At 69.0% G+C, this 23,885-nt stretch carries 28 protein-coding genes and 5 pseudogenes; 13 read left to right on the top strand and 20 right to left on the bottom strand.

Annotated elements, in window-relative coordinates:
- Positions 1-34 precede the first annotated feature (34 nt).
- The 9 genes and pseudogenes from AC068A_RS18780 to AC068A_RS18740 all read right to left on the bottom strand — a co-directional run bounded on the left by AC068A_RS18780 (position 35) and on the right by AC068A_RS18740 (position 7,644).
- Positions 35-1,330 (bottom strand): MFS transporter, encoded by a 1,296-nt coding sequence (locus AC068A_RS18780; RefSeq protein WP_478586207.1) that lies wholly within the window; start codon positions 1,328-1,330, stop codon positions 35-37.
- Positions 1,331-1,414: 84 nt separating this feature from the next.
- Positions 1,415-1,612 (bottom strand): MbtH family protein, encoded by a 198-nt coding sequence (locus AC068A_RS18775; protein WP_478586205.1) that lies wholly within the window; start codon positions 1,610-1,612, stop codon positions 1,415-1,417.
- A 3-nt stretch (positions 1,613-1,615) separates the two neighbouring features.
- Positions 1,616-2,056 carry a DUF6875 domain-containing protein gene (locus AC068A_RS18770; protein ID WP_478586203.1) on the bottom strand — a complete coding sequence of 147 codons (441 nt, stop codon included), beginning with the start codon at positions 2,054-2,056 and terminating at the stop codon, positions 1,616-1,618.
- 74 nt (positions 2,057-2,130) lie between these two features.
- Positions 2,131-2,319, bottom strand: a pseudogene (locus AC068A_RS18765) (DUF6875 domain-containing protein); the annotation flags it as partial.
- A 21-nt stretch (positions 2,320-2,340) separates the two neighbouring features.
- Positions 2,341-2,619, bottom strand: a complete 279-nt coding sequence (locus AC068A_RS18760; RefSeq protein ID WP_478586201.1) for an acyl carrier protein — start codon at positions 2,617-2,619, stop codon at positions 2,341-2,343.
- A complete protein-coding gene (locus tag AC068A_RS18755) occupies positions 2,616-3,950 on the bottom strand; it encodes a cytochrome P450 (protein ID WP_478586213.1) in 1,335 nt (444 codons plus the stop codon). Before AC068A_RS18755 ends, AC068A_RS18760 begins: the two co-directional genes overlap by 4 nt.
- Positions 3,951-4,233: 283 nt before the next feature.
- Positions 4,234-4,785, bottom strand: a complete 552-nt coding sequence (locus AC068A_RS18750; RefSeq protein ID WP_478586199.1) for a dsDNA nuclease domain-containing protein — start codon at positions 4,783-4,785, stop codon at positions 4,234-4,236.
- A 249-nt stretch (positions 4,786-5,034) separates the two neighbouring features.
- Positions 5,035-6,429, bottom strand: a complete 1,395-nt coding sequence (locus AC068A_RS18745) for a replication-relaxation family protein (protein WP_478586198.1) — start codon at positions 6,427-6,429, stop codon at positions 5,035-5,037.
- A gap of 708 nt (positions 6,430-7,137) precedes the next feature.
- The gene (locus AC068A_RS18740; RefSeq protein ID WP_478586196.1) at positions 7,138-7,644 is read right to left on the bottom strand and encodes an ArsI/CadI family heavy metal resistance metalloenzyme; all 507 of its coding nucleotides are present in this window, start codon (positions 7,642-7,644) and stop codon (positions 7,138-7,140) included.
- An 88-nt stretch (positions 7,645-7,732) separates the two neighbouring features.
- Between AC068A_RS18740 and AC068A_RS18735 the strand changes: the two genes are divergently transcribed.
- The 5 genes from AC068A_RS18735 to AC068A_RS18715 all read left to right on the top strand — a co-directional run bounded on the left by AC068A_RS18735 (position 7,733) and on the right by AC068A_RS18715 (position 10,850).
- On the top strand, positions 7,733-8,113 hold the full coding sequence (locus AC068A_RS18735; protein WP_478586195.1) for an ArsR/SmtB family transcription factor: 381 nt from the start codon (positions 7,733-7,735) through the stop codon (positions 8,111-8,113).
- A complete protein-coding gene (locus tag AC068A_RS18730) occupies positions 8,110-8,883 on the top strand; it encodes an aquaporin (protein WP_478586193.1) in 774 nt (257 codons plus the stop codon). The genes AC068A_RS18735 and AC068A_RS18730 overlap by 4 nt, the downstream gene beginning before the upstream one ends.
- Positions 8,883-9,302, top strand: a complete 420-nt coding sequence (locus AC068A_RS18725; RefSeq protein ID WP_478586191.1) for an arsenate reductase ArsC — start codon at positions 8,883-8,885, stop codon at positions 9,300-9,302. The genes AC068A_RS18730 and AC068A_RS18725 overlap by 1 nt, the downstream gene beginning before the upstream one ends.
- A 35-nt stretch (positions 9,303-9,337) precedes the next feature.
- Positions 9,338-9,811, top strand: coding sequence for an N-acetyltransferase family protein (locus AC068A_RS18720; protein ID WP_478586211.1), 474 nt, complete (start codon positions 9,338-9,340; stop codon positions 9,809-9,811).
- Positions 9,812-10,205: 394 nt separating this feature from the next.
- The gene (locus AC068A_RS18715) at positions 10,206-10,850 is read left to right on the top strand and encodes a LysE family translocator (RefSeq protein ID WP_478586190.1); all 645 of its coding nucleotides are present in this window, start codon (positions 10,206-10,208) and stop codon (positions 10,848-10,850) included.
- A gap of 185 nt (positions 10,851-11,035) precedes the next feature.
- Here AC068A_RS18715 and AC068A_RS18710 read toward each other — a convergent pair.
- Positions 11,036-12,246, bottom strand: a protein-coding gene (locus AC068A_RS18710; RefSeq protein WP_478586188.1) for an IS3 family transposase whose coding sequence is annotated in 2 segments (ribosomal slippage) — positions 11,036-12,000 and positions 12,000-12,246 — 1,212 coding nt in all. Because the reading frame shifts where the segments join, the coding sequence is not laid out codon by codon here.
- A 147-nt stretch (positions 12,247-12,393) separates the two neighbouring features.
- On the opposite strand from AC068A_RS18710, the gene AC068A_RS18705 reads away from it, so the two are divergent.
- Both AC068A_RS18705 and AC068A_RS18700 read left to right on the top strand, forming a co-directional pair.
- Complete coding sequence (locus tag AC068A_RS18705; RefSeq protein ID WP_478586186.1) at positions 12,394-12,798, top strand: actin depolymerization factor/cofilin- and gelsolin-like domain-containing protein; 405 nt, start codon at positions 12,394-12,396, stop codon at positions 12,796-12,798.
- A 232-nt stretch (positions 12,799-13,030) separates the two neighbouring features.
- The gene (locus tag AC068A_RS18700; protein WP_478586184.1) at positions 13,031-13,669 is read left to right on the top strand and encodes a hypothetical protein; all 639 of its coding nucleotides are present in this window, start codon (positions 13,031-13,033) and stop codon (positions 13,667-13,669) included.
- A gap of 107 nt (positions 13,670-13,776) precedes the next feature.
- Here AC068A_RS18700 and AC068A_RS18695 read toward each other — a convergent pair.
- Positions 13,777-13,956: pseudogene (locus AC068A_RS18695) on the bottom strand (IS701 family transposase); the annotation flags it as partial.
- A 164-nt stretch (positions 13,957-14,120) separates the two neighbouring features.
- On the opposite strand from AC068A_RS18695, the gene AC068A_RS18690 reads away from it, so the two are divergent.
- Entirely contained in the window at positions 14,121-14,336 is a 216-nt protein-coding gene (locus AC068A_RS18690) for a hypothetical protein (protein WP_478586183.1), read from the top strand.
- Between the two features lie 125 nt (positions 14,337-14,461).
- Positions 14,462-14,800 carry a hypothetical protein gene (locus tag AC068A_RS18685; protein WP_478586181.1) on the top strand — a complete coding sequence of 113 codons (339 nt, stop codon included), beginning with the start codon at positions 14,462-14,464 and terminating at the stop codon, positions 14,798-14,800.
- A gap of 73 nt (positions 14,801-14,873) precedes the next feature.
- Here the strand turns inward: AC068A_RS18685 and AC068A_RS18680 are convergent, their stop codons facing one another.
- Together AC068A_RS18680 and AC068A_RS18675 are read right to left on the bottom strand one after the other, a co-directional pair.
- The gene (locus AC068A_RS18680; protein WP_478586179.1) at positions 14,874-15,257 is read right to left on the bottom strand and encodes a hypothetical protein; all 384 of its coding nucleotides are present in this window, start codon (positions 15,255-15,257) and stop codon (positions 14,874-14,876) included.
- Between the two features lie 641 nt (positions 15,258-15,898).
- Positions 15,899-16,204 carry a hypothetical protein gene (locus tag AC068A_RS18675; RefSeq protein ID WP_478586177.1) on the bottom strand — a complete coding sequence of 102 codons (306 nt, stop codon included), beginning with the start codon at positions 16,202-16,204 and terminating at the stop codon, positions 15,899-15,901.
- A 381-nt stretch (positions 16,205-16,585) separates the two neighbouring features.
- On the opposite strand from AC068A_RS18675, the pseudogene AC068A_RS18670 reads away from it, so the two are divergent.
- Positions 16,586-17,163, top strand: a pseudogene (locus AC068A_RS18670) (HNH endonuclease family protein).
- 74 nt (positions 17,164-17,237) lie between these two features.
- Here the strand turns inward: AC068A_RS18670 and AC068A_RS18665 are convergent.
- From AC068A_RS18665 to AC068A_RS18650, 4 genes and pseudogenes are all read right to left on the bottom strand, one after another.
- Positions 17,238-17,471: pseudogene (locus tag AC068A_RS18665) on the bottom strand (helix-turn-helix transcriptional regulator); the annotation flags it as partial.
- A 4-nt stretch (positions 17,472-17,475) separates the two neighbouring features.
- A complete protein-coding gene (locus AC068A_RS18660) occupies positions 17,476-17,871 on the bottom strand; it encodes a GNAT family N-acetyltransferase (RefSeq protein WP_478586175.1) in 396 nt (131 codons plus the stop codon).
- A gap of 41 nt (positions 17,872-17,912) precedes the next feature.
- Positions 17,913-18,206 (bottom strand): hypothetical protein, encoded by a 294-nt coding sequence (locus AC068A_RS18655; RefSeq protein ID WP_478586215.1) that lies wholly within the window; start codon positions 18,204-18,206, stop codon positions 17,913-17,915.
- A gap of 504 nt (positions 18,207-18,710) precedes the next feature.
- Complete coding sequence (locus AC068A_RS18650) at positions 18,711-20,048, bottom strand: tetratricopeptide repeat protein (protein ID WP_478586173.1); 1,338 nt, start codon at positions 20,046-20,048, stop codon at positions 18,711-18,713.
- A gap of 92 nt (positions 20,049-20,140) precedes the next feature.
- On the opposite strand from AC068A_RS18650, the pseudogene AC068A_RS18645 reads away from it, so the two are divergent.
- A pseudogene (locus tag AC068A_RS18645) lies at positions 20,141-20,415 on the top strand (HNH endonuclease); the annotation flags it as partial.
- A 387-nt stretch (positions 20,416-20,802) separates the two neighbouring features.
- Here the strand turns inward: AC068A_RS18645 and AC068A_RS18640 are convergent.
- Together AC068A_RS18640 and AC068A_RS18635 are read right to left on the bottom strand one after the other, a co-directional pair.
- Positions 20,803-21,198 carry a hypothetical protein gene (locus tag AC068A_RS18640; protein ID WP_478586172.1) on the bottom strand — a complete coding sequence of 132 codons (396 nt, stop codon included), beginning with the start codon at positions 21,196-21,198 and terminating at the stop codon, positions 20,803-20,805.
- 977 nt (positions 21,199-22,175) lie between these two features.
- Entirely contained in the window at positions 22,176-22,637 is a 462-nt protein-coding gene (locus AC068A_RS18635; RefSeq protein WP_478586170.1) for a hypothetical protein, read from the bottom strand.
- Positions 22,638-22,857: 220 nt separating this feature from the next.
- Here AC068A_RS18635 and AC068A_RS18630 point away from each other — a divergent pair, with 220 nt between their 5' ends.
- Complete coding sequence (locus tag AC068A_RS18630) at positions 22,858-23,070, top strand: hypothetical protein (RefSeq protein ID WP_478586169.1); 213 nt, start codon at positions 22,858-22,860, stop codon at positions 23,068-23,070.
- 65 nt (positions 23,071-23,135) lie between these two features.
- The gene (locus AC068A_RS18625; RefSeq protein ID WP_478586167.1) at positions 23,136-23,402 is read left to right on the top strand and encodes a DUF6207 family protein; all 267 of its coding nucleotides are present in this window, start codon (positions 23,136-23,138) and stop codon (positions 23,400-23,402) included.
- 26 nt (positions 23,403-23,428) lie between these two features.
- On the opposite strand, the gene AC068A_RS18620 is transcribed toward AC068A_RS18625, so the two are convergent.
- Complete coding sequence (locus AC068A_RS18620) at positions 23,429-23,632, bottom strand: EF-hand domain-containing protein (protein ID WP_360636467.1); 204 nt, start codon at positions 23,630-23,632, stop codon at positions 23,429-23,431.
- Between the last annotated feature and the right edge of the window lie 253 nt (positions 23,633-23,885).

Genomic DNA, 23,885 nt, shown 5'->3' with positions numbered 1-23,885 from the left:
ACAGATCGGCACACCAGCCCTTTGCCCAGTGACTTCAAGTCGGCGGAGGCTCACTGCCCGACAGAGAGCGCGGCTCACCCGGTGTGCGCATCGTGTGAGGGGCCTCGCTGGCGGTGGTGAGGCTGCGGGCGCTGCTGTCGAAGGCCAGACGGATGCCGACCGCCAGGACCGGGACGGCGGCCACCGCGAAGGCCAGCCGGAGGTCACCGGTGACCAGGAGACCCATGACCGCCAGGGAGACCGGTTCGAGGACCACCCGAGGCAGGTACATGACGCTGTTGATGCGGCCCAGGACGTCCTCGGGGGTCCGGGTCTGGATGAACGTGGGCAGGGCCACGTCGCTGGAGTACGCCACGCCCACGCCGAGCAAGGCCAGGGTGGTAGCGGCCAGCCATACGTCGGGGAGGACGCCGAGGAGCATGAAGGCCACGCCCTCAGTGAGCGTCATGCCGATGATCAGGATGCCCCAGCGCCGGGGCAGGCCGGTGAAGACCGCCGCGATGGTTCCGGTCAGCTGGCCGAGTCCCCAGGCGGACAGGAGCAGGCCCAGGGCCATGGAGTCCTGGGGGAAGGACTTGGCCAGTGCCGGGAGGGCCACCGCGAACAGGCCGCTGTAGCTCAGCGCCGCCGCTCCGATGATCATGAGGACGGTGCGGACCTCCCGGCTCCGCCGGGCGTACCGCAGGCCCTCCACGATCTCGCTGCCGATGACCGACAGCGGCTTGAACTCCTCGCCCTCGGGGCGGCGCCGGGGCGCGGCGAGGACGGTCCAGGCGGCCACGAAGAAGGTGCCGCTGTTGAGCAGGATCGCGGCCGGGGTCCCCACCAGGGCCACTAGGGAGGCGCCGAGCAGCGGTCCGAGGAACCGGGCGCCCTGCTCGCCGAATCCGACCAGCGCGTTGCCGCGCGGAATCTGCTCGGTGGGCAGCAGGGAGGGCAGGATGCTGTCCTGGGCCGGCATGAAGAAGGCCTCCGCCACCCCGGCCACGGCTCCCAGCGCGTACAGGTGCCACACCTGCACGCTCTCCATCGCGGCCAGCAGGCCGAGCATCCCCACCGCGGTGCCTCTGACCAGGTGGGAGCAGAGCATGACGGTACGGGGGGACAACCGGTCGGTGACCGCGCCGCCGACCAGCAGCAGCACGCCGCGCGGCACCGTCTGCACCAGCAGCACCGCCGCCAGCGCCCCGGCCGATCCGGTCTCCTGGAACACCAGCCAGACGAAGGCCACTTCGAAGCTGTAGTCGCCCAGCATGGACAGCGTCTCACCGCACCACACCGCCCGGAACGCGCGGTGGCGTAGCGGCTGTCGAACTTGTTCCAGCATCATTCCCTCTGAGATCTCCTGGTAAGTGCAACCGTCGCATCGCGGCGCGGCGACGGTGGACGACTCCGGTGGCCCGGCCTCAGCCGGTCAGCCGGTCGGGTCCGCTTCGCGCAGCGACTTCGGCGTCATGTCCGTCCACAGTTCCTCGATCCTCCGTAGGCAGTCCTCCCGCGGCGCGGGCTCCCCGACGGTCCGCCAGTCCTGGGGAACGTCGTGATAGGTGGGCCAGACCGAGTACTGCTCCTCGTGGTTGACGACCACGTGGAAAAGATCCTGGTGCATCATTCCTCATCCCTCCTTCTCGGGCTCCCCGACGACGACGGGCGGCAGGCCGTGGCGGGCCACCCCCGCGCGGTGGAGTTGGCGCAGCAGCGGGTCCCTGATCCGCCCCCGCTGGTAATGGGACCGGAACAGCCGGTCATAGGTGCCGAACCAAGTCCGGCGCTCGTGCAGGAACAGCACGTCGTGTGGTGCCATCCGGCGTATCGCGAGCACCCCGAGCGGGGCCACCGAGACCCTGAACGCCGGGTTCCGTACGGCCCGTTCGTCGCAGTGAGGGTGGAACTGGCCGATCATCAGGCCGCTGTCCACCGCCTTGTTCTTGAGGGCCTCGTACTCCCGGTCCAGGGACCACCCCTCGGGCCAGGTGTCGGGGAGGGCCACCACCCGGCTCTCCAGCGAGGTACCGGAGCTCGCGGCCGGCCTCGCCACCCGCACGAAGTCCCGCATCTCGGCCTCCAGGGGGCCCGGTGTAGCAGGGCGCCGTCCAGGCCGTCGATCTCGTACCGGAGGCTGAACTGCACCGCGTGGTCGCCGAGGGCGGGCGGGACGAACGGGCAGACCGGGCCGCGGCGCCCGAGCTCCGGGTTGGCGCTGCCCACATAGCTGCGCAGCCAGTCGTCGATCTGTGCCAGGTCCCGCTCGACCCGCTCCCGGGGCTGGGGGCGGTGACACCTGGATCCACGGGCCGTCCGTACGTGCCGGCGCCCCACCCGCGGACGGTATGGAGGCGGTCATGCCGGGCCCCGGAGCGGGGTCCGACCGGGGCTCTCGGCCGCGGCACGCCGGGCGCCGGTCAGCTCGATCAGCTCCGCGTAATCCTCGGCGGCGTAGACATCCGCGAACTCCAGGGCCACGCCCAGGCCGTCCTGGATGTCCTGGACCAGTCGGATCGCGCCGATGGAGGTGCCGCCGTCCGCGAAGAAGTTGGAGTCCGCGGCGGGGGCCAGTCCGGTGTGGCGTTCCCAGGACCGGGCGATGACCTCCTCGGCCGCTGCGCGGGTGCCGCTCATCCGGCCCCTCCCCGAGAGGTTTCGGCGGTGTGCGGGAGGAATCGGGCCCGGGGATGGGGGTGGGGTGCCAGTGCGATGGTGGGGCGGAGTCCGGTGCCCTCCGGGGGGACGCCCACGTCCAGGAGGCCGTGGCTGAGGATGGCCGCGCTGGCCAACTGGGCTTCCAGCAGGGAGAACTGGCGGCCGAGGCACTGGTGCGGGCCGGCCCCGAAGGGGAAGTACTGCTGGGTGGGCGGGCGTTCGCCCAGGAACCGCTCGGGCCGGAACTCCTGTGGCTGGTCCCACAGTTCCGGCGCGCGGTGGACGGCCCACGTGCTGGACATGACGACATCGCCGACTTCCAGCCGGATGCCGGCTGCTTCCAGGGGTTCGTCGATCCGGCGGAACAGGGCCCAGGCCGGTGGGTGGAGCCGCAGCGATTCCTCGACCACGGCCCGGGTGTACGGGAGGGTCCCGGGCGGTAGGGAGGGCAAGATGGCGAGCCGCCTCAGATCCTCGGCGAGGACTTCCCGCAGCGCGCGGTCCCGGGTTTCGGGATTGCCAGCCATGTTGTGGAAGATCCAGGTCAGGAGGGTGCCCATGGTTTCCACCCCGGCGACGAACACGGACAGCAGCTCCTCCCGCAGCGCCTGCCCGGTATCCGCTTCCTGTCCGTCCTCGCGCAGTGCGGCGGCGAGGTCGGCGAGCAGCCCGCGGCCGGTGACGGGGCAGGTCTGCCGGGCGGCGCGCTCGTCGATGAAGTCCTCCAGGACCTTGCGGTCGGCGGCGAACCTGTCGTGGTCGGTCTCCTCGACCTCGTCCGGGTCGAACAGCCGGGTGTCGAGGTAGCCGACCGCTGCGTGCAGGGCGGCGGTCAGCTCGGCCAGTTCGGGCCCAGCGAGGTCCGGTTCGACGAGCCGCAGGATGATCTCGATGCTCAGCCGCTGAAGCGTTTCGGCGAGGTCGATGTCCTGCCCCGCGGAGGGCAGCAGCCGCCGTACGAAGTCCTCGGTGGCCTCGATCACCAGGCCGTGCAACTCGGCCACCGCACGGGCGGCGAACATCGGGCGCAGCAGGCCCCGGCGGCGGCGCCACTGCTCGCCCGAGGTGACCACGAACAGGCCGGCGCCCACCAGCTGCCGGAGCAGCTCGCGGTGGTTGCGGGAGCCGTGGGCCAGGGCGGCCGCGGCGAGCTCCGGTTCGGAGGTGACGATCAGGCGGTTCTTCTCCTTGGACCGGACGACGCAGACGGTGCCCTCCTCGTGCAGCCGCATCATCATGTCGAGGGGGCTGGTCCTGATCTGGTGGTTGAAGGCCTCAGTGTCCAGGGAGCTCAGCGTGATGGCCGCCATCTCAGCCACGCTCCGATCCGGTGTCCTCGTGCCCGGGGAAGATCTGGCCGGAGTGGTCGTCCATGACCCAGCCCTCCGCGGTGCGCACCGAGGTGCGCGACTGCGTACGTCGGCAATCGCCGCCGCAGAGAGGCGTTTGTTCAGCACGGCCGGGGGCGGATTGTCGAGAACCAGGAGCTCTGTCCACCGGGCCACGGGAAGACCTTGGGTGGCATCGCGGGTACGCCGGAGCAGTTCGTTGTAGAGGGCGTCGATCATCGCAATGGTGAGCCCGGGGCCGAGATCAGCTAGGACCCGCGTGTTGCGCAGCTCGATGTCGCCACGCCGTGGCAGCGACCTGATGCGCACCAAGGGAAGGAAGTCGGTGAGTTCCTCCTCCTTGACCTCCAGGTGCTTCGCGACCCGTTTGAGGCACGCCGCATTGTCTCCGCCTTGCCCCTTCGACAACGCTACGACTGCGTCGTCTGCTGGGTCGAGATGGCCCTCGATGCCGGCAGTCCTGGTAGGTCAGGTCCATACCCACCACGGCCTTGTACGTGCGCCACAGACTCTTGAGGGGCTTCTTGGAGATCACGTCGGTGAGCGTCCAGGGCTCCACGGCATCCCTGGTTTTGATCTGCTGGAAATCCCAGAACGGCCCACCGTCGACACACCGGGGATCGCCACCGCGGGCCACGACTATGTCCTCGATGTGCTCGCAGGTCACGTGGATGACCGATCCGCCGGCGAGCATCTCCAGGACCCCTTGCACGGCGATGTGTACCTGGTATTCGAACCGTCGCACCACGCCTGACCCTGTGTCATCCGGTGCTTCGATTTCAATCGGATCGGCCATCCGCCCCCCGTCTCGTTACTCCCCGAGCACGCAGCGTAGGGGGTCTGTGATCTCCAGTCGACAGTCGGGGGAGATCCAGTCCGCTGTGCTCGCAACGAGAGCCGAAGCTCGAGGTCAGTATTCGGCCTCCTTCGCGGCCGCCTTGCTCGCAGCGCTCGTTGCTCGCCGCAGGGGCGAACTCCGACAGCGGGGGCTTGCCCAGGGTCGCCTTGTGCTTGCCCACGCTGCCGGGATGGGCTTGCCCTGCTCTCAGGAGGCTTGCCCAGGGCGGAAGCGGGAGCGCCAGCCGCGGGCCTTCTCGGCGGTCGCCGCAGCCTCCTGCTCTAGGCGGTCGCGCTCGGCCTGGTCCGCGGCCGCGACGGTGTTGGCCTCGCACGGCTCGCACAGCGTCGGGTGCCACCGGTGACCCGGCTCCGGGGACAGCTGGGTGTTCTCCCATCGATTGTTGTCGAACTTCGTCCCGCAGCCAGCGCAGGCAGGGCGGGCGGCCTCGCGCTCGGCCCTCTTCTGCTCGGCCGCGCGCCGCAGCTGCTCCTGGTACTCCTCCTGCTGGACCCGCGCCCGCTCCGCTCGCCGGGCGAGGACAGCATCGCGGCGGGGGTTGCCGATCGCGTCGCGCAGGGGGTGCATGTGGGTGCGGCCGAAACGGAGGAAGACCGGTCCGTTGGGGCCGTGCTCGCGTAGGTTGCGCAGGCCGGTCGCGATGATCGGGATCTTCCGGTCGTAGCTGCTGTACCCGTCGTCGGTCGGCTCGCCTGCCCACAGCGGGTGGGTCAGCTCCTGGAGCCGCGGGACGGTGCGGTTGGGGTCGCGGGCACCGATGTGGTTGAAGACGATCAGCACGGGCGGATGCGGGGCCTCGCCGTAGTCCGCGACGCGGGCCAGCCAGCGGGTGCGCCACATCGGCTTGTCCTTGCCGTCAGTGTCCTTGATCTGCCGCTTGAAGAACCGGTGGTACTTCGCGAGCTTCGCCGCGATCTCCTTGGCGGTCTCGTGGCAGTTGTCGACCTCGATGAACAACAGCGGGATCCCGTCGTGGGGGGCGGTGAGCACGATGTCGGTCTGGGCGCCGCCCTTGCCCGGCGCGCCCCATGTGCCGGCTGCGGGCAGCGGGACCTCGGTCGCGTACGAGGCGATCGTGCCGACACCAGCGGGCGCGTCGACGGCGGCCTGCGCGGCCGCCTGTGCTTCGGCCGGCTCCCGGGTGAGGAGCTTCAGGTCGGGCTTGGGGCGGAGCAGTGCGATGACCGTCTCGTTGACGGCCATGGGGTGTGTGGCGCCGCTGGAGCCCGCGCCGCGGGCGGTGGAGCCCATCTCCGTGAGCGGGCGTCCGAGCTCGTAGGAGGCGGCTTCCAGGCCCTTGGTGGTCAGGTTGCGCAGCGACTCCCCCGCACGGGTGGTGCCGCCGTTCTCGGCGAGACCGTGCTTGCGCAGATCGGAGAGCGCGCCCGCGTGCGAGGCGGTACGGGCGGTCTTCCGCTCGGAGGCGGTCGCCTTCGTGGTGTGCCGGTAGGTCAGGTGCGGTGAGGCGATCCGCTGGATCTGGTCGGCCGTGGCCACCTTCAGCACTCCGAGCACCCGCAGCACATCCCCGCGCAAGTCGTTCGAGGATCCCGCCGGATTCGTCAGCCGCTTGCCTCCCATCAGCTCCACCCCTTCGCCGCTCGCGACCAATGGCACCGGTCCGCCGTGAACTGGACCTGTCTGGTCATGGAGGGCGCCGGGCCCCCTGGAACCCGATGATCTCCTCCCACACGGACAACAAGAGGGGAGAAGAGGGGTGTGACGGCGCAGTTTTCACGCTGATTCGCGTGCTGACCTGCATGTTTGCGCCCCTGCCGGGTGTCGGACCCCCAAGTGGGTACCGAAGGAGGGTCTGAAGTACTCCCTCAAGGAGCCCACTTCGGCTTGCCCAGCCAGTGCGGGGCTTGCCCGCCTCCAGCTCGGCGCCCGGCGGGGCCGGCGGCCGCGTGCCGTCTGCCGGGTGGCAGTGGATCGTCGCCATCGTTGTATCTCCTTCGCTCACTCGCTGCCCCACGCCGGGGCCGAGTAGGGAGAGCGTGCAGATGCACCCCTTGACCGCCGTCTGACGGTCGCCCGTCGCAGAGCAGGTCAAGGGGAGATGCGGCGTGCGCGGCCATGCGGTCGACTGGTCAAGGGGGTCCGGCAAGGCCCCTTGACCGTAGGGTTGGGACTGCGGCCGATAGTTGGCGGCCGAGGGATGGATGTCCGCAGCGTGTCACGAAGCTCCGGGCGCTTGTCGGTCTTGCGGCTTGTAGTTGGTGAGCAGGCGCCCTGGGATGGCCGCGGCAGCCGCGCCCATGGCGGCTGCTGGGGCCTACGCGAGCCGGGTCAGCCGGTGCAGGCGCAGCTGACGGCGGCCTTGGCTTCGGTCGGGGTCTGGGCGGGGTCGATGGCCTGCTCGTCGGGGGTGCAGCAGGCGGTGGTGCCGCAGCAGGCGCCTGGGGCGGTGGCGGCCTTCTCCAGGGTGTCGGCGTCGGCCTTGACTACGTAGACCTCCCACGGCTCCTTGCCGGGGCCGGTGACCCACACCTTGTCCTGGAGGGCGTAGCAGCAGGAGGTGTCGTTCTCCTCGAAGGTGGCCAGGCCCGCGTCCTTGAGGCGGGTGGTGGCCGCGGTGACTTCGTCGGTGGAGGCGACCTCGACGCCGAGGTGGTCCAGGCGGGTGTCCTCGTCCGCTTCGCCCTCGATGAGGACGAGCTTGAGCGGGGGCTCGGTGATGGCGAAGTTGGCGTAACCCTCGCGGCGCTTGGCGGGCTCGGTGCCGAAGAGCTTGGAGTAGAAGGCGATCGAGGCTTCGAGGTCGGCGACGCGCAGGGCGAGCTGAACGCGGGACATGGCGGTCTCCCATCCGATAACGATTGTTTCGACGTCTGTCGATACAGCCGACCTTGCCACCGGATTAGATGGCTGTCAACATAGAGAAATGTCGAAACAAGCTGGTCTGCCGGTGCTCGGGCAGGACGAGGCGTCGTGCTGTGCGCCGATGGTCCGCGAGCCGCTGGGCGAGGAGGCCGCGGCCGCGATGTCGCGAATGTTCAAGGCACTGTCGGACCCGATCCGGCTGCGGCTGCTGTCGCTGATCGCTTCCCATGAGGGCGGGGAGGCGTGCGTGTGCGATTTGATCGGCCCGTTCGACGTCTCCCAGCCGACGATCTCCCACCACCTGAAGGTGCTGAGGGAGGCCGGGCTGGTGGGCTCGGAGCGGCGCGGAACGTGGGTGTACTACTGGGTGCTGCCCGAGGCCCTGGCGCAGCTGTCCGCCCTGCTCCAGATCCCGGCCGTGCCCGCGAAGGCCCCCGCGTGAGCGGGCCGGCGCCGCTGGTGCGGCGCGCGGCCGTCGAGGGGCTCGGCACGGCCGCGCTGGTCGCGGTGGTGGTCGGCTCCGGCATCCAGGCCACCGAACTGACCCGCGACGTCGGGGTGCAGCTGCTGGCCAACTCCCTGGCCACCGTCTTCGGCCTCGGTGTGCTGATCGCGCTGCTCGGACAGGTGTCGGGGGCGCACTTCAACCCGGCGGTCACCCTCGCCGCATGGTTCACCGGCCGCCGGACCGGCGACGGCCCCGCCCTGCGCGATGTCGCGGCGTACGTGCCCGCCCAGATCGCCGGGGCGATCGCCGGCGCGGTGCTGGCCGACGCCATGTTCGGCAAGCCGCTGGTGGCTTTCTCCACCCACGAACGGTTCGCCGGTCACCTGTGGCTCGCAGAGATCGTGGCCACCGCCGGGCTGGTCTGGCTCGTCTTCGGCCTGGCCCGCGCGGGCCGCGCCCATCTGGCGCCACTGCTGGTCGCCTCCTACATCGGGGCCGCGTACTGGTTCACCTCCTCCACCAGCTTCGCCAACCCGGCCGTCACGATCGGCCGGGCGTTTACCGACACCTTCGCCGGCATCGCCCCTGCCTCCGTGCTGCCGTTCCTTGCTGCCCAGCTGGTAGGAGCCGCCGCCGGTCTCGGCCTGGTCGCCGTCTCCTTTGGCCGCACGCCTCCGGGGCCCGAGTCCGAGGCCGTCGTCCTGCCCGGCGGTCAGAAGCCCGCCGACCCTGCCCGTTCCGCCGAAGAAGGCGCCCTGACCTGATGAGCACCTCTGCCACCCCGTCCGTGCTGTTCGTCTGCGTGCACAATGCCGGCCGCTCCCAGATGGCCGCCGCCTTCCTCACCCACCTCGGCACAGATCGCGTCCAGGTCCGCTCGGCCGGATCCGCCCCCGCGAGCGCCGTGAACCCGGCCGTGGTCGAGGCCATGCAGGAGGTGGGCATCGAGATCTCGGCCGAGACCCCTAAGGTCCTCACCCCCGAGGCGGTGCAGTCCTCGGACGTGGTGATCACGATGGGCTGCGGCGACGCCTGCCCGTACTTCCCCGGCAAGCGGTACCTGGACTGGCAGCTTGACGACCCGGCTGGCCAAGGCGTCGCCGCGGTCCGGCCGATCCGCGACGAGATCGAACGCCGCATCCGCGGCTTGCTCGCCGAACTCGGCATCGAGGCAGCAGTGTGAGCGCCGACGCCGCGACCGGCGCGCGCATCTCGCCCATGCGGCCGGAGCACGCCGAGCAGGTCCTGGCGGTCTACCAGCTGGGCATCGACGAGGGCAACGCAACCTTCGAGACCACCGCCCCGACCTGGGAGGCGTTCGACGCCGCCAAGCTGCCCGCCCACCGCCTGGTCGCCCTGGACGAGGACGGCCGGGTTCTGGGCTGGGCCGCGGTCGTGCCGGTTTCCGACCGGTGCGCGTACGCCGGCGTGGTCGAGCACTCCGTCTACGTCCATCCCGATGGCCGCAGCCGCGGCATTGGCCTGGCTCTGCTGACCGCCCTGCTCGCCTCCACCGACGCCGCCGGCATCTGGACGGTGCAGTCCGGCATCTTCCCCGAGAACACCGCCAGCCTCGCCCTGCACCAGCGAGCCGGGTTCCGCGTCATCGGCACCCGCGAGCGCATCGGCCGCCACCACGGCACGTGGCGCGACGTCGTCCTCGTCGAACGCCGCAGCCCTACCATCACCTGACCCGCCCGCGCGCCCCGGCCTCCGTGCGGGTCTTGTCCCTGACGGCCATTCCAACCCCGCCAGGGCGCTGTCTCGGTCTGCGGTCGCACTCGGCCGCCAGCTTGTAATCGCAGCTGGCGGCCAGCACATCGCCTCCACCGCTTGGCCCACCAGGTAGCGATCGGAATCGCCAACTAGGACCTGTCCGGCCGATCACGCGTAGATCGCCGACGCGATCGTGGGCGATCCGGCTGCAGTCGTTGATCTCGTCGGCCGACTGGAGGCAGGGGTACACGGAGACACCGAACGGCAGGGCCGTATCCTGAGGCGGACGATGCAGGCACTGCCGCCCGCCGCAGCCGGGCGCCGCCCACTCCGGGTACCAGGTACCCGGCAAACGATCGGGAGTTGACCGGTGATCAGTCTGGCCGCAGTGGGGGGAGTGGCCCTGGTCGAACTGGGCATGGCCCTGACTCCGGGACCGAACATGGTCCACCTTGCCTCTCGCGCGATCACTCAGGGCCGCAGGGCGGGCCTGGTCAGCCTGAGCGGGACCGCGGTGGGGTTCCTGTGCTATCTGCTGGCCGCGGCCGCGGGGCTGTCCGCGTTGTTCGCCGCCGTGCCGCTGGCGTTCACGGTGGTCAAGCTCGCTGGGGCCGCCTACCTGGCTTACCTGGCCTGGGGAATGCTCAAGCCCGGTGGCCGCTCGCCCTTCGCTCCGGCCGGGGACCTGCCTCCGGTCTCTGGCGCCCGCCTGTTCTCGATGGGGCTCCTGACCAACCTGCTCAACCCCAAGATCGCTCTCATGTACGCCGCTCTTCTGCCCCAGTTCATGGATCCGCAGGCGGGCCCGGACTGGGCCCAACTGCTCCAGCTCGGTGGTGTGCAGATCATCGTGGGGATCTCCGTGAACGCTCTGATCATGCTGGGCGCAGCACGGGTATCGGGGTTTCTGGTCGCCCGGCCCCGCGTGATGACCGCTCAGCGGTTCGCGTCAGGCGGCTTGCTCGGCGTCTTCGCGCTGCGCACCGCTCTGTCCCGTACGCCTGTCTCGGCCTGAGCCATTGCCCGCGCGCCTGTGACACGGGGCCCTACTGGATCAGCCGAACATGTCACGAAGATCGCCGACGCGATCGTGAGTGATCTGACTGTTCTCATCGGCAGCGCCCGGCGCCAGAAACCAAGTGTCCACTGCTGGGTCGCGTAGGAGGTCTGAGGTTGATCCCTGGGAGTGGACACCGGATTTCATGCGACAAGTGACAGCGTACGTGTCGTGATCAGTTGCTGTTCGAATTCCGCTGGTGTGAGGTAGCCGAGAGCGGAATGCCGGTGGCGCCTGTTGTAGTAGACCAGCCATCGGAACAGCTCGAGGCGGGTCTGTGCCTTCGAGGTCCAGCGGCGGCCGTGGAGCAACTCGCGCTTGAGACCCTGGAAGAACGACTCGGCGAGGGCGTTGTCGTAGCTCGAGCCGACCCGGCCCATGCTGCGCCGGATGCCGTGCCGACGGCATACCTCGGCGAAGGCGGCCGCGCTGTACTGGGCGCCCCTGTCGGTGTGGAAGACGACTCCGTTGACCCGACCGCCTCGTGCGGCCACGGCCATCTCGATGGCGTCGGTGACCAGCGAGGTGCGCATGTGGTCGGCGATCGACCAGCCCACGACCTTCCTCGAGCAGATGTCGATCACCGTGGCGAGGTAGAGCCACGTCGAGCCGACGGCTATGTAAGTGATATCGCCGCACCACCTGCTGTTCAGGGTGTCCGCGGTGAAGTCGCGCATCACCAGGTCCGGCACGGGCGGCGCGGTCCTGTCCGCGACCGTCGTCCGCCTCTTCCTCCGCAGGTGTCGGCCAACGATGCCGTTGACCTGCATCAACCGGGTGACCCGCGTGCGGTTGATCACGCGTCCCCTTGCCCGCAGCTCGGCATGGACACGCGGAGCCCCATACGCCCCCTGGTGCTCGAGGTGGATGGCGCGGATCTCGCTCACGGTCCGCTTCTCCTGGGCCTGGCGCTCAGCGCGAGCCTGTGTGGTGGCCAAGTGCCGGTAGTAGCCGGCGCGGGACACCCCCAGCACCCGGCAGAGCCGCTTGACGCCGAAGTCGGCGCGGTTGTCGGAGATGAAGGCCCAGCGGCGGGGGCTCACTTCACCTCCCGGGCGAAATAGGCGGCCGCCCGGCGCAGGATCTCGCGCTCCAACCGCCATTCCTGCTCAGCCTTGAGCAACCTGGCGTTCTCAGCCCGCAGCCGTGCCAGCTCCTCCGCCTCGCTGACGCTGCCATCGTGGCCCTCGCGCGTGGTCTGGGCCTCGTCCTTGCGGACCCACGTCCGCAGCGACTCCGCGGTGATACCAAGATCCGCAGCCACCGCCGCGTACGTCCGCTTCCCGGCCGTGGCCTGGTAGAGCGCGACCGCGTCCTTCCTGAACTCCTCCGGATACGGAGACTTCCGTCCCACCTGGGCATCCCTCCCTGGACCATCAAGATCCATTGGGGTGTCCACTCCAAAGGATCAGCCTCAGCACGGCCCTGCACTGGGCCGCATCCTCATCGGGTTCCACGCCGTTGGTACGTGCGTGACAAACACGATCGAGACGAGAGCCTTGTGAGCAGCCCGGTCCGCTTCTCGGAGGATTGTCTGGAGGCCCTGCGGCATGTGAGGGAGACGCGGGAGATCAACACCGTGATCATCCGCTGTGCGGACCCGTCGGCCGTCCTGGTGCAGGAGGTGGAAGCCAATCTGACCCACGAAGAGCTGATCCGGGCGCTGCCCGCGGACGAGGCGCGTCTGGTCGTCCACGAGCTGTCCTTCGCCGCCCCGGACGGAGCGCGCAGAACCGAGCAGGTGATCATCCTTTGGGCGCCCCGGGAAGCCGGCGGGCAGGAGGCGGCCTGCACGGCCGGGTACGCCGCCTTGCAGGAACTCCTCCCCGAAGCCCGTACCCATGTCACAGCCGGGCGGACGGAACAGCTCACCTACCCGCGACTCGTCGCCCTGGCCGACGCCTGACGACACCTCCGGTAGTCGGGGCCGCAGCCGAAGGCCCCTGGCCCGGTTCCGGGCGGCGGACGCTTCAGCGTGCCAGCGCAGCCTTCCGCACCAGGAGTCTCGCCGCCCTCGGTCGCTCGGCCGAGGCCAGGGGTCCGTCGGTTTGCTGCTCACACGCCCACGAACGGCCCCGCCCCGTGCAGGCAGAGCCGGGCGGACAGGGCTCACATTGGCCGTTGTTACGATCCTCCGTATGCAGAGCGCAGACACCGCAGTCGACGGAGAGGACGTGCGTCGGGTCGTGACTTTGGCCATCGACGTCCTGAGGGATGCAGATTCCCAGGCGTGGGAGGCCAAGGCGGGAACGCTCGAGTGGACGTGTTGGGAGACGCTCGAGCATCTGGCCGATGACCTGTTCACCTACGCCGCGAGGTTTGGGCTCGCGAAGCCGCCGATGTCCACAGTGTTGCCGTTCCGGACGGGCAGTGACCGAAGCGGTGGGCCGGCAAACGTTCTCTTCGTTGAGCGGGCCTCGGGCCCCGAGGGCCTCCTGACCATCCTGGAGGCGTGTGGTGGCCTGCTCGCGTCCATCCTACGCACTGCCCCCTCGACCACCGTTGCTTACCACGTCTTTGGGTCCTCGGATCCAGAGGGCTTTGCCGCAATGGCCGTTGTTGAGACCCTTGTGCACACCCATGACATCGCTCAGGGGTTGAATCTGGAGTGGTCGCCGCCAAGGGAGTTGTGCGAACGGGTCCTGAAGAAGCTCTTTCCCCATGTCGCCATTGATTTTGACGTCTGGGAGATCCTGCTGTGGGCAACTGGACGCACCGCCCTCCCCGATCGCCCACGACTCACCGAGTGGCGCTGGTACGGCACGCAGGGCGCGTGAGTGCCTGCTGCACAGCTCGACGAGCGCAGCGAGCTGCCCTGAAGTGGGAGATCGCTCCGGGGCGTTTTCGCGGGTCAAACCGGAACTTCGGCTGCGGATCGTGATCTTCATCGTTGTTGGTTGGTCCACCGCTGGTAGTGGTAGGCCCTGGATCGGGCTTGGTGGCGTCGTCGCCAGTCGGACCAGCCGAGGCGATGTGCGGCTGGGCGGTCGGCTCGGGCGGTGAGCGCGGCGAACAAGCGCTGGATCTCGTTGCAGGTCAGCGGTATCTGCTCGTCCGGAGCCGGTGGTGGGCGCGTTCGTCCTTGAGGCCTGGGAAGTACGACGAGACACGGTCGTGAGGCCTGAACGTCCCGCTGGCCGTCGCTGATGGCGGATACGGGGACACCGCTGCTTCCGCCTCGGCCTTCAGGAACGCGGGCTGTACTACGTGCTGGGCATCTCCACCACCATGACCGCCCAGCCCGGGGACGCGGTGCCTGCACTCCGCCCTACAGCGGCACCGGACGACGTCCCGCAGCGATACCCCGAGACGTCCCGGAGCGTGAAAGAGCTGGTCGTCCGGACCGGGCGGAAGGCGATCCGGCCGGTGCAACTGCGTGAGGGATCCCCCTCCCGGCACCGTCGGCGGCCTTCGCCGCGGTCATGCCTCCGGCTTGGATGGTGACGCGGTGGTTGGAGCGGACCGCGAGGACATAGCTTTGCGTTCCGGGACCGTCGATCGTGCGTGACCACGATCATTTCACGGGTCGGAGGTCACCACGGGGTCCTGGTGGTCCGGGCTGGCTCCCCGTGGCGGACCAAGCCGGGGGCTGCGGCAGCCGGCAGGGTCGGCTTCGGGAGGGCGAAACCTGTCTCGAGCACCTCGCGATCACCCGGAAGACCGTCACGGGCCTCACCGACCGGCTCCCAGCCGTCCCGCCGGACCTGCCCGAGCATCCGGACTACCCCCGCATCCTCACCGTCTTCAACGACACGACCGGACCGCTACGGGCCAAGGACGTCTGTGAAGCCCTTGATCATGAAATCCTGCCGAAGAACATCGAAGGCACCCGCGCCAAACTAAAACGCCTGGTCAAGCTCGGCCTCCTGACCGAGGTCGACACCGGCAGCTTCACCAGGAGGCAGTAGCCGGCCGAGCATCGCGACTCCCGCAGCTGTGACTCCGACTGAAAGAGTCGCCCCCGGATCGGTGCCGCCCTTGCTACCAGATCCACAGCCCACCCAGGACTGAAGCCCGGCCGTTCTCGTCGACGCCGACCATGTGGGCCGCCTCGGGGCCTCCGCTTGAATCAGAGTCCAGCGGGATGACGAAGCGGTGCTCCCCGAAGTCCAGGGCGAGAACCCGATTCGGATCCAGTTCATAGCCGTCGACGGTCTTGCCGATGTAACAGCGCATGAGCTCCAGCGACCCCGGTGCGGGAAAGCTCCACTCGCGACTCCCATACACCCCCAAGGGGTCGCTCAAAGCCCGCAGAATCGGTCCATCGAAGTGCAGCTCCACGTAGTCGCGCACGAAAGACACGGCGCTGACCTCCAAGCCCATCAGCAGCTGGAGCGGGTCGTCCGAGTCGTTCACCGTGTTCACAAGCCCATGCTGCCAGAAGCCTCCGCCTGACCCATCACGAGTGCGCCCGCTGGCCGACACGGAATCGGAACGGCCAACCGGTCGACGTCTCAGCAGCCCCGTTGCAGCCGGGCTCAGGCTGTGTCGTGGTCTGCTGCAGCGGCCCAGCGAGGGATGCCACCGCCGAAGTCTGGGGAAGTTCGCATGATGCCGAGCAACTGGGCTACCCATGGCCACCGGTCTACCCGACATTCACGTGAGTGGCAGAGAGCGGCAAGCTTGGGGCCCTCCCGCCCTTGGGCTCCACTCGGCACCGTCATCCCCATAGGGAAACTTGACCGCTCGGGTGGGGAATTACGTGACGCTGATCATGCAGATCGTGGGGAAATGCGTGACCGTCGACACCGCGTGACCACCGGACGGGCGAAGGCAGTCGACGAGAAGACGCAGCGTGACCTGCACTGATGAGATTCGTGCCGCTCTGAGGGCCTTCGGCGAGTTCGGTGAGCCAACCAAATCTGGTCGCTGATGCGGATGGGAATCCCTGGTCCGTCTCCGTAGCCGGCGGAGACGGCAGCGGCGTTCAGGCGCATCACCTCTTCCTGGCCTCCGGAAGACTGTGCGTCGGCGGAGGTGGAGACCTGCCATTGATACACAGCCCCTCATCGGCCGGGATATGGTGGGAGGGCGTTTCCGGGCAGCCGTACCTGGCACGAATACACCGGCGGAGTACCGTCTGCGGGAGCGGGCTCTTCGTAACACTCAAAAAGCAGGTCGCCACGCAAGTCGTCGAGCTCGTACAGCGCTTCCTCCAGCAAGGCACGGGCCCACACTTCGAGCGATGCCTTCTTCAGCGCATCGTTCGGAACCTGGCTGACCGGCTCGGGACCCATCGCCTTCCATCCCGGATCACCGTCCGCACGGAACAGCAGTCGCCACCAATACGGCTGCCAGTAGGGTTTCTTCAACGAGGACCAGCTCCCCATTTCGTTGAGGACGGTGGCCGGTCGGTCGATGAGGGCCCGGCCGCCATACCTGGCAGGCGCCTCCGCCAATCAACAATCGTTCCAGCACCTGGACATGAGGGCGCGGAAGTTCTCTGACCTGGGATGATGTCTCTTCCTGCAGTTCCAAGTCCACAGATAGAGAGAACATCCGCGAGATCCGATCTTCCCATGCCGCTTCGGTGGTCTCCGAGCCGTGTTCGACGAGCCGAGTCTGATTCGGACGCGGGGCTGGTCGCGCTGGTCCACCTGGCCGAGCGCGTCGGCCTTCGGTCGGCCCCGGGCCGCCGTGCTGCGGGTCAGCTGCTCGTGCGGTCGGCGGGGCACGGCCGAGTACCCGCTCGACTGGACCACCCTCCCGAGCGACAACCCCCCTCTACGAGGTGGACGTCGACCTTCAAGGACGGCTACCAGCGGACATCCTTCAAGCACTGGAACGCCGGCGACATCGCCAGCGATGGCTGCAACACCCACCCGCAACGAAGTCCTGATCAACGAAGCCGTCGAAGCCCCCGCCGTCGGCGCCCGCTGCGCGCTGACCGGAGGCGTGTGGTGGTCGTACTACGACGACACCACTGTCACATCCGCCTCAGAACTCGACATCGACCACATGGTCCCCCTCGCCGAAGCCTGGGACTCCGGAGCCTCCGCCTGGACCACAGCCCGCCGCGAGGCCTACGCCAACGACCAAGGACAGTCGACCTCCCTGGTCGCAGTCACCGCCAAATCCAACCGGTCCAAGGCCGACCAGGACCCCTCGACATGGCTCCCGCCCTCCCCCGACGCGCTGTGCAGGTACGGGTCGGAGTGGACCGCGACCAAGCTCCGCTGGAACCTCACCGTTGACGAGACGGAGAACGAAACGCTCTGCGCCATCGCCGAGCAGTGCCCCACCACCACCGCCCTACACCCCGGCACCGTAGAACCAGGGACCGGGTCGGGCAGTCAGCCGCCGCCACGCGTCGGCACGTCCCGTCGCCGAACCAGCCCAGACACAATGGATCGCGGCGACCTGGTGGCGCAGCCGGGCGGGCAGCACCTGTTCCAGTTTGGCCAGGGCGCGCACCGCGCTCTCGGCGATGCCGCTCACGCCACTGGTGGCGGTGCGCAGGGCAGTGGCGATGGCGACGGCTTCCTCGTCGTCGAGCAGCAGCGGCGGCAGGCTGGCCCCGGCGGCCAGGCGGTAGCCGCCGGTGCGGCCGGTGGTGCTCTCGACAGGGTAGCGGAGTTCCGCGTTATAGGGCGATCAGTCCGGCTGCCGTCTCCTTGAAGCCACAGCCATTGAAATAGAACGAACGAAGGTGCTCCTCGAAGTCGACGTGAAGCCACTCGCACTTCGCGACACGGGCTTCTTTGGCGGCAGCTCCGACGAGCGCGGCTCCGACTCCTCTCGACCGGCAATGCTGCGCGACCACCGTGTCGAGGATGAAGGCATGAGCTCCGCCGTCCCAGACAACGTTGACGAAGCCGATCAGAGAGCCGTCTTCCCATGCGCAGACCCAGCCGAGGCTGTGGCGTCGCAGCCGTTCTCGCCAGTCGGTCTGAGCGACCGGGTGGCCGAAGCCGTCGGCGTGTAGCGCGTTGAGGGAGGCGTTGTCGAAGTCACCCCGCCACTCGTACTTGATCGTCACGTGCCGATCGTATGTCTGTGCCGAGCCTAATCCTGACCGGATTACGGAGCGAGGAGAACCCGCTTGCGGAGGAGTTGGAAGCCTGCGCGGCCGAACATCTGGCGCTTGAGCATCTTGATCCGGCTGACATGTCCTTCGACCGCGCCCGAGCTCCAGGGCAGGGTGAGGCCGGCGATGACGGCATCGCGGTCGCGGTCGCGGTCGCGGTCGCGGTCGCGGTCGCGGTCGCGGTCGCGGTCAATGCCCGCGGCGAGAGTGTGGAAGCTGGGCAGATCGTCTTGCCGGACGCGTCGAGCCAGTCCGGCAGACGCTCGCCTTGGGCGTTCGGTGAGCATCGTCGCGAAGGAGCGGACGTGCCGGGTGAGGGCGTCCAGTTCGGAGCAGTGGGCCCGGACGGTCTTGAGCTGGAGCTGTTCAGTCTCGCCAAGGGTTCCCGGACGGTGGAGGATCGGCGAGTGAGGGGGCAGCGTGGGAACCGGAGTCCGCCCGGAAGCCCTTCGCACGTCGCCCGGGCGGACCACTTCGCATCTCAGAGCGCGCGCAGGACGGCGACCACCTTGCCGAGAATGACCGTGTCGTCACGGAGATCGGCTCGATAACGGAGCGTGTCGATCAGGCAGCTGTGGTGAGGGACTCATGGCGGGGCCGTATCCGGGGCCCTGGCTTGCAGCAGGTTGCCGACTGTCCATGATCCGCGGGTGCTCTTTCACGTCATCCTCCGCTTCGGGACTACCTCGCCTGCCGTGACCGGCACGTGAAGCAGCTTGGAGGTCGCCGAACGGAAGTTCCGTGGGTTCATCGGAGGGCCGACCAACTCTCGGGATGCACCAGGCATATCTTCAGAACGGGGGCTCCTGTCTCCAGGCGGTGGTCGAGGGACGGGGCTGGTTCTGGTGAAGGACAGCGACGGCATCTTCGATGCGGCCGAGGTCGATGAGGTAGCCGGCCAGGTCATGGCTGTTCACGGAGGGGTGCTCTTCGAGGACGGCGACAGCCTCCTCGGTACGTCCGTCGCGGGCGAGCAGCCCAGCAATGTGCGGCGCCGCGTACCAGGTGGTGCCCTCGGGGTGGGAGCGGGCCTGTGCGATCGCTTCGTCGACGCCGTCGCGCGCGGCGATCAGCGGCAGTCGTATCCAGTACAGATCCCATTCCTCCTCGCCCCCGCGAGCGGCGGCGAGGTCATCAAGGTGCGCCAGGCCGTCCCCGGGCCGGCCTTGGTCGAGGTACAACTCGGACAGGGTGTGGAGGATCCAGTCCTCCCCGTTGCGGGCGTCGGCCTGGACGCGGATCACCTCGATCGCTTCGTTCCCCCGGCCGTGCCTGGACAGGAGCCGCGCGAGCTCGAAAGGCAAGTTGGGGTCGTGGCCCACGGCCCCGCAGGCCTGGCGGTATACCGCGATTGCCCCCTCCGCGTCGCCTTGCTTCTCCAGCACACCCGCAAGTCGTCGCACGGCCTGCCCTGAGCCGTCAGTCGCCGCAGCTGCCCGCAACTCGTCGAGCCGGCCCTGCCGTGCCAGCAGCGAGGCCAGTTGCTCACAGTTGTTGACCAGGGTGGTGCTCCCTCGTAGCAAGGCGATCGCCTCTTCGGTGCGCCCTTGGCGCTCGCGGACCGCGGCGAGCAGTCCGTTCGCCGTGTCGCGATCGAGGCCTCGGCAGCACCACGGGAAGTCGGAACACCGGTGCTCGGTCCGGGCGGCGAGCAGCGCGGCGACTTCCTCGTCGCGACCGGCGTCGGCCGCGACGTCGACCAGTGCCACGGCCAGGGACCGTTCACCGAAATGTGGGCGCAACAGCGCGAACGCCTCCTCGGCGCGGCCGTGCCGGGCGATCAGACGGGTGTAGGACTCCAGGGCCATCGGATGCCCGGCCTTCATGCGCACATGGGTGATCTCGATCGCCTCGTCGACACGGCCCCAGCCCTCCAGCAGCTCGGCCGCGGCCTCAACGGCCGTCCACCAGCCGGTTGCCAGGTACGGTGCCAGCACCTCCAGCGCCTCGGCCTGCCGACCCTGCTCACCCAGCAACCGCGCCCACGCCAGCGCGCAGAACCACTCCCCGCGTCCAGCGCGCAGCTCCACCACGTCGACGTGACCACGTTCGAGCAGCCGCGAGACCAGCTCCGGCGGGATACAGCCCGACCGTGATCGGGCCCGATAGTCAAGATCAGTAGCGTCCACGGCCACGCACCATAGCGCTCACCCCTGACAATTGGCCGACACCACCAGCGTCCTCGAATACAGCACAGTGGGAATGACGCTCCCCGCCAGTCGGAGACTCCGCCTGGACCGCAGCCCGCCGCGAGGCCTACGCCAACGACCAAGGACAGTCGACCTCTCTGGTTGCAGTCACCGCCAAGTCGAACCGGTCCAAGGCCAGGACCCCTCGACATGGCTCCCGCCTACCCTCGACGCGCTGTGCCGGTACGGGTCGGAGTGGACCGCGACCAAGCTCCGCTGGAACCTCACCGTTGACGAGACGGAGCACGAAGCGCTCCACACCATCGCCGAGCGGTGCCCCACCACCACCGTGACGTACACCCCGGCGGACCGGGCCGGGCAGTCAGCCGCCGGCCACACGTCGGCACGTCCCGTCGCCGAACCGGCCCAAACACCTGCCACAGGACGAAGAGACCAGCGGAACCCTCGGCCACCTCCCCCGGCCACAGCCGCTACCGGGGGCGGGGCCGGCACCGAACCCCGTGCCGGCTTCAACCCCGTTGGGCAGGAGCTCGGGATGGGGGGCCAGTCCGGCGAGCGGGGAGCGGCGGCCCGCAGCGATCGTGTGCACCGCCCGCCAGCCCACGTCGGGCCGGACGACCCAGTAGCCTGACGTCCTCGGCGGAGTACAGCGGCACCGTGGTGACACCGCCGTTGACTGCGCTCCCGGGCCGGAAGCGGCCGGCTGCGTACGGCGAGGCGGTCGGCCGCCGGATCAGTAGCTGTATGGACTCCAGCGGCCGAACCGGGCGAGCAGCGTGCGGGTCTGGTCGACGCTCAGGCCCAAGGCGGGGGCGACGTGCTTCGGGTCTTGGTCCAAGGATGCGTGGGCTGCGGTGTAGCCGACTTGTCCGGCGAGGACTTCCAGGCGGCGGGCCGCCCGTACCCCGGTCACAGCGGAGTCCTTCGCCAGGGTCTCGATGGCCAGCTCCACGTCGTGCAGCAGCGTCTCCAGCCCTGGCGGGAGCGCGACGGCCTGTCGGTCGATGTCGGTGATGTGGCGGTCGAAGTCGTCCTGGCACCGGTCCGCGTCATCCAGGCCCGCCTCCCGAAGCTCCTCCTCGCCGATCGCTGCCCAGTCCAGCCGGTGCTCCGACCCGACCCACCGCACGAGCACACCGCCCGAAAACACGCGGCGCGCGGAGCGTCCTGCAAACGGCCGTCGTAGACGCTCCAGTGGCTGACCGTCTGGCCGCCGACACCGGAACCAGCGTCGAAGTACACCGGCCCGGGGACGCTGCCGTCCGCGAACAGCACCCCACCCGGCCCCCGGTGCGACGACCCGAACTCACGAGCCCTGACGGTCGCCGCGGCCATGACACGGGCGTTGTGAACAGGTCGGCTGGACCTATCAGCGCCTCGAACCGCTCGAGCCGGTACCGGCGGCCAATCTGCGGTGGCCCGTCGGCTACCGACACCCGCAGCCAGATCCGCCCCGTCCTCACCGCAGCCGTCCTGAACGCCTTCGCACAGCCACGGCCGCTGATCGAAGGCGTCAAAGCCGTCGGCGACCCCCTCGAAGTCCAGCCCGCAGCCTCCCACGCCCTGTGGCACGGATACCTGCACGTCCCACTCGACAGGCCGCTGCACGAGCGGCTCCTGGTCCAGCCAGACACCCTCCCGCCGTCCGAGGCCGTCGCAGCCGCCGACCAGCACCACGAGACCGACGGTCGACCAGCACCCAGCCCTCGCCGAACTCGGGGTGGAATGGGCAGTCCTGTGATCGCATCGCAATCGCGGCAGTCGCCAAAGTGATTGCCCCGCAATCGCCAAGGCCCGGGTGGTTGCGGGGCAATCACCCGGGCCCGGGCCACCAGAGGTCGGGCTTCACCAACAGGTGTATCAGGACGATGCGGAGCCCACCCAGGATCTGGCTACAGAACCCCGCGCCCGGGGTTCCGTTCAGGCACCACCAGACCAGCGCATGGGAGGCGGCCGGACGCCGTCGGCCGGTCAGTAGCAGAACTACCCGACCCCAATCAGGGCGCTCAGCGCCATCCTCACTCCCTCAAGTCCCGTCCCGGACGGCGCTCCACAGAGACGGCCCTTGAGGCAGGCCGGAACCTGGTATCGGCCAGGAGCCGGTCGCTACCAGCTGGCGCCCGCACACGCCTGGCTGTTCGACGGAGTGAGGGCGTGGGAGTACCAGCTGCCGTTGGGGCGCTGCACCCCGAAGACCGCCCCGCAGCGGATGCCGCGGCCGGCGACCCAGACGTTCTTGCTGCGGCGGGTGTCTTGGAGCATGTGGAGCTTGTTGTCGGGGCTCTTGTAGATAACCCCGACGTACACGTTGCACGAGCTGTCCCCGGTGCGGACCGCGCTGGCGACCCAGGTGGGGTTGTTGGTGGTGATGCCGCCGGTGTAGCTGAACTTGGCCTCGACCCGGCAGCCGCCGGTCTGGAAGTGGACGTCGTAGTGCTTGTTGTTGAAGGTGACTCTCTCCGGGTAGCTGGCCGCGCTCGCGGTGGCGGCGGTGCCCAGGACCAGACCGGCCGCCATCACGGCTGCGGCAACGGATTTCTTGGTGACGTTCGTTCCCCTGACTCGCATCAAAGGCCTCCTGTGTTCATGGATGTAGCCACGTGAACGTCGTACACAGCGAGCGTGCCCGCGCACTGCAGCGGCTGGGTGGGACTTGAGCAGGATCTGAGATTGTGCAGTCAAGTAAGAAAGGCGGTTCCGCCTCTCATCACTCCCCCCGCTGTCCACAGCCCCCTGCTCCGAGGATCGCGTCTGTGAGGCCGCCGCGATCAGCGGGGCGGCCCCGTACGTGAGGAGCAGTCGTGCCCCAGACACCGTCACCGCGCCGCTCGCCCCGATGGAGCCGGCCGACGTGGTCAGCGCGTTCGCCTACATCCGGGCGATGCAGGCCCGCGACGTCGACACCGCCTGCTCGTTCGTGGAAGGTGTCGGAGTACCGGACATGCGCCAGGCACTCCTGGACGGGAAGGACGGAACCGCTGACACCGAGGCAGGCTGCTGAGATCGTTAGGGTGAACGAACCGCTGCTGGCGAACCTGTATCCAGCAGCGGTTCGTCGGTGAGGGCATGGAGCAGATCGACGAGCGTCACATCGCGGAGCCCGGCCTGGTGGTGCTCGACATCACCGGCGGGGACGAAGACACCGTCCGGGCCGTCATGGCAGCGCTGGAAGAGCGCTGGGCGACCTCGGGCATCGGCCCGGTTCGCCGTGATCCGGCCAGCCCGGTGTCCGGGCCCGGATCTACGCCGACGTCCTGCGCCCGGGACGGGACGGCCCGTAACCGCAGTGCCTGGGCAAGCCCTCCTCGCGGTAGGCTTGCCAGGCTCCCCTAAGCTTGCCCAGGCGCTCAGGCCTGCCACTACTTCAGCAGGGTGCGAAACTCTTCGAAGTCGAGGACCCCGTCGTGGTTCACGTCGGCCGTCATAGCCTTCTTGACCTCTTCAGCAAGGTGCCCCTGGGCGCCCTCGGCCTTGAACCCCTCCGCCAGTTCGACGACGTTGATCCGCCCGTCGCCGTCCGTGTCGATCTTGTCGAACAGCGCCCTAAGCTCGGCCTCGTTCATGACATACCCCTCTCGCGTTCACAGGCCCCGAAGGCCCACATGCCCCACCACCCTGCCACACATCAAATCACGCTAGCGGCCATGCATTGGGCCTGCCGCCACGCTCCGGCCGGGGTGGGCAAGCCGCCTCTCGCCGGTGGCTTGCCCAGGCTCGCCTTGGGCTTGCCCAGCGCACGTTGGTGTCAGCTGCGGCGGCGGAAGAGGCGACGGCTCGGTCTGCCCGATAGGTATATCGCCGGGCTCGGAGTCGGCA

The sequence above is a fragment of the Streptomyces sp. NPDC043854 genome, assembly GCF_056436005.1.
The sequence above is the reverse complement of the archived record's forward strand: the minus strand, read 5'-3'. Positions and strand labels throughout refer to the sequence as shown.

Bases quoted from the DNA above. Each gene is read 5' to 3' on its own strand.
- AC068A_RS18775 (WP_478586205.1), bottom strand. From the start codon at position 1,612: ATGATGCACCAGGATCTTTTCCACGTGGTCGTCAACCACGAGGAGCAG.
- AC068A_RS18625 (WP_478586167.1), top strand. From the start codon at position 23,136: ATGGAGCAGATCGACGAGCGTCACATCGCGGAGCCCGGCCTGGTGGTG.
- AC068A_RS18735 (WP_478586195.1), top strand. From the start codon at position 7,733: ATGTCGAAACAAGCTGGTCTGCCGGTGCTCGGGCAGGACGAGGCGTCG.
- AC068A_RS18740 (WP_478586196.1), bottom strand. From the start codon at position 7,644: ATGTCCCGCGTTCAGCTCGCCCTGCGCGTCGCCGACCTCGAAGCCTCG.
- AC068A_RS18755 (WP_478586213.1), bottom strand. From the start codon at position 3,950: ATGGCGGCCATCACGCTGAGCTCCCTGGACACTGAGGCCTTCAACCAC.
- AC068A_RS18770 (WP_478586203.1), bottom strand. From the start codon at position 2,056: ATGCGGGACTTCGTGCGGGTGGCGAGGCCGGCCGCGAGCTCCGGTACC.
- AC068A_RS18690 (WP_478586183.1), top strand. From the start codon at position 14,121: ATGACCGCCCAGCCCGGGGACGCGGTGCCTGCACTCCGCCCTACAGCG.
- AC068A_RS18655 (WP_478586215.1), bottom strand. From the start codon at position 18,206: ATGCTCACCGAACGCCCAAGGCGAGCGTCTGCCGGACTGGCTCGACGC.
- AC068A_RS18750 (WP_478586199.1), bottom strand. From the start codon at position 4,785: ATGGCCGATCCGATTGAAATCGAAGCACCGGATGACACAGGGTCAGGC.
- AC068A_RS18745 (WP_478586198.1), bottom strand. From the start codon at position 6,429: ATGGGAGGCAAGCGGCTGACGAATCCGGCGGGATCCTCGAACGACTTG.
- AC068A_RS18635 (WP_478586170.1), bottom strand. From the start codon at position 22,637: ATGCGAGTCAGGGGAACGAACGTCACCAAGAAATCCGTTGCCGCAGCC.
- AC068A_RS18780 (WP_478586207.1), bottom strand. From the start codon at position 1,330: ATGATGCTGGAACAAGTTCGACAGCCGCTACGCCACCGCGCGTTCCGG.
- AC068A_RS18760 (WP_478586201.1), bottom strand. From the start codon at position 2,619: ATGAGCGGCACCCGCGCAGCGGCCGAGGAGGTCATCGCCCGGTCCTGG.
- AC068A_RS18720 (WP_478586211.1), top strand. From the start codon at position 9,338: ATGCGGCCGGAGCACGCCGAGCAGGTCCTGGCGGTCTACCAGCTGGGC.
- AC068A_RS18620 (WP_360636467.1), bottom strand. From the start codon at position 23,632: ATGAACGAGGCCGAGCTTAGGGCGCTGTTCGACAAGATCGACACGGAC.
- AC068A_RS18725 (WP_478586191.1), top strand. From the start codon at position 8,883: ATGAGCACCTCTGCCACCCCGTCCGTGCTGTTCGTCTGCGTGCACAAT.
- AC068A_RS18700 (WP_478586184.1), top strand. From the start codon at position 13,031: ATGCAGAGCGCAGACACCGCAGTCGACGGAGAGGACGTGCGTCGGGTC.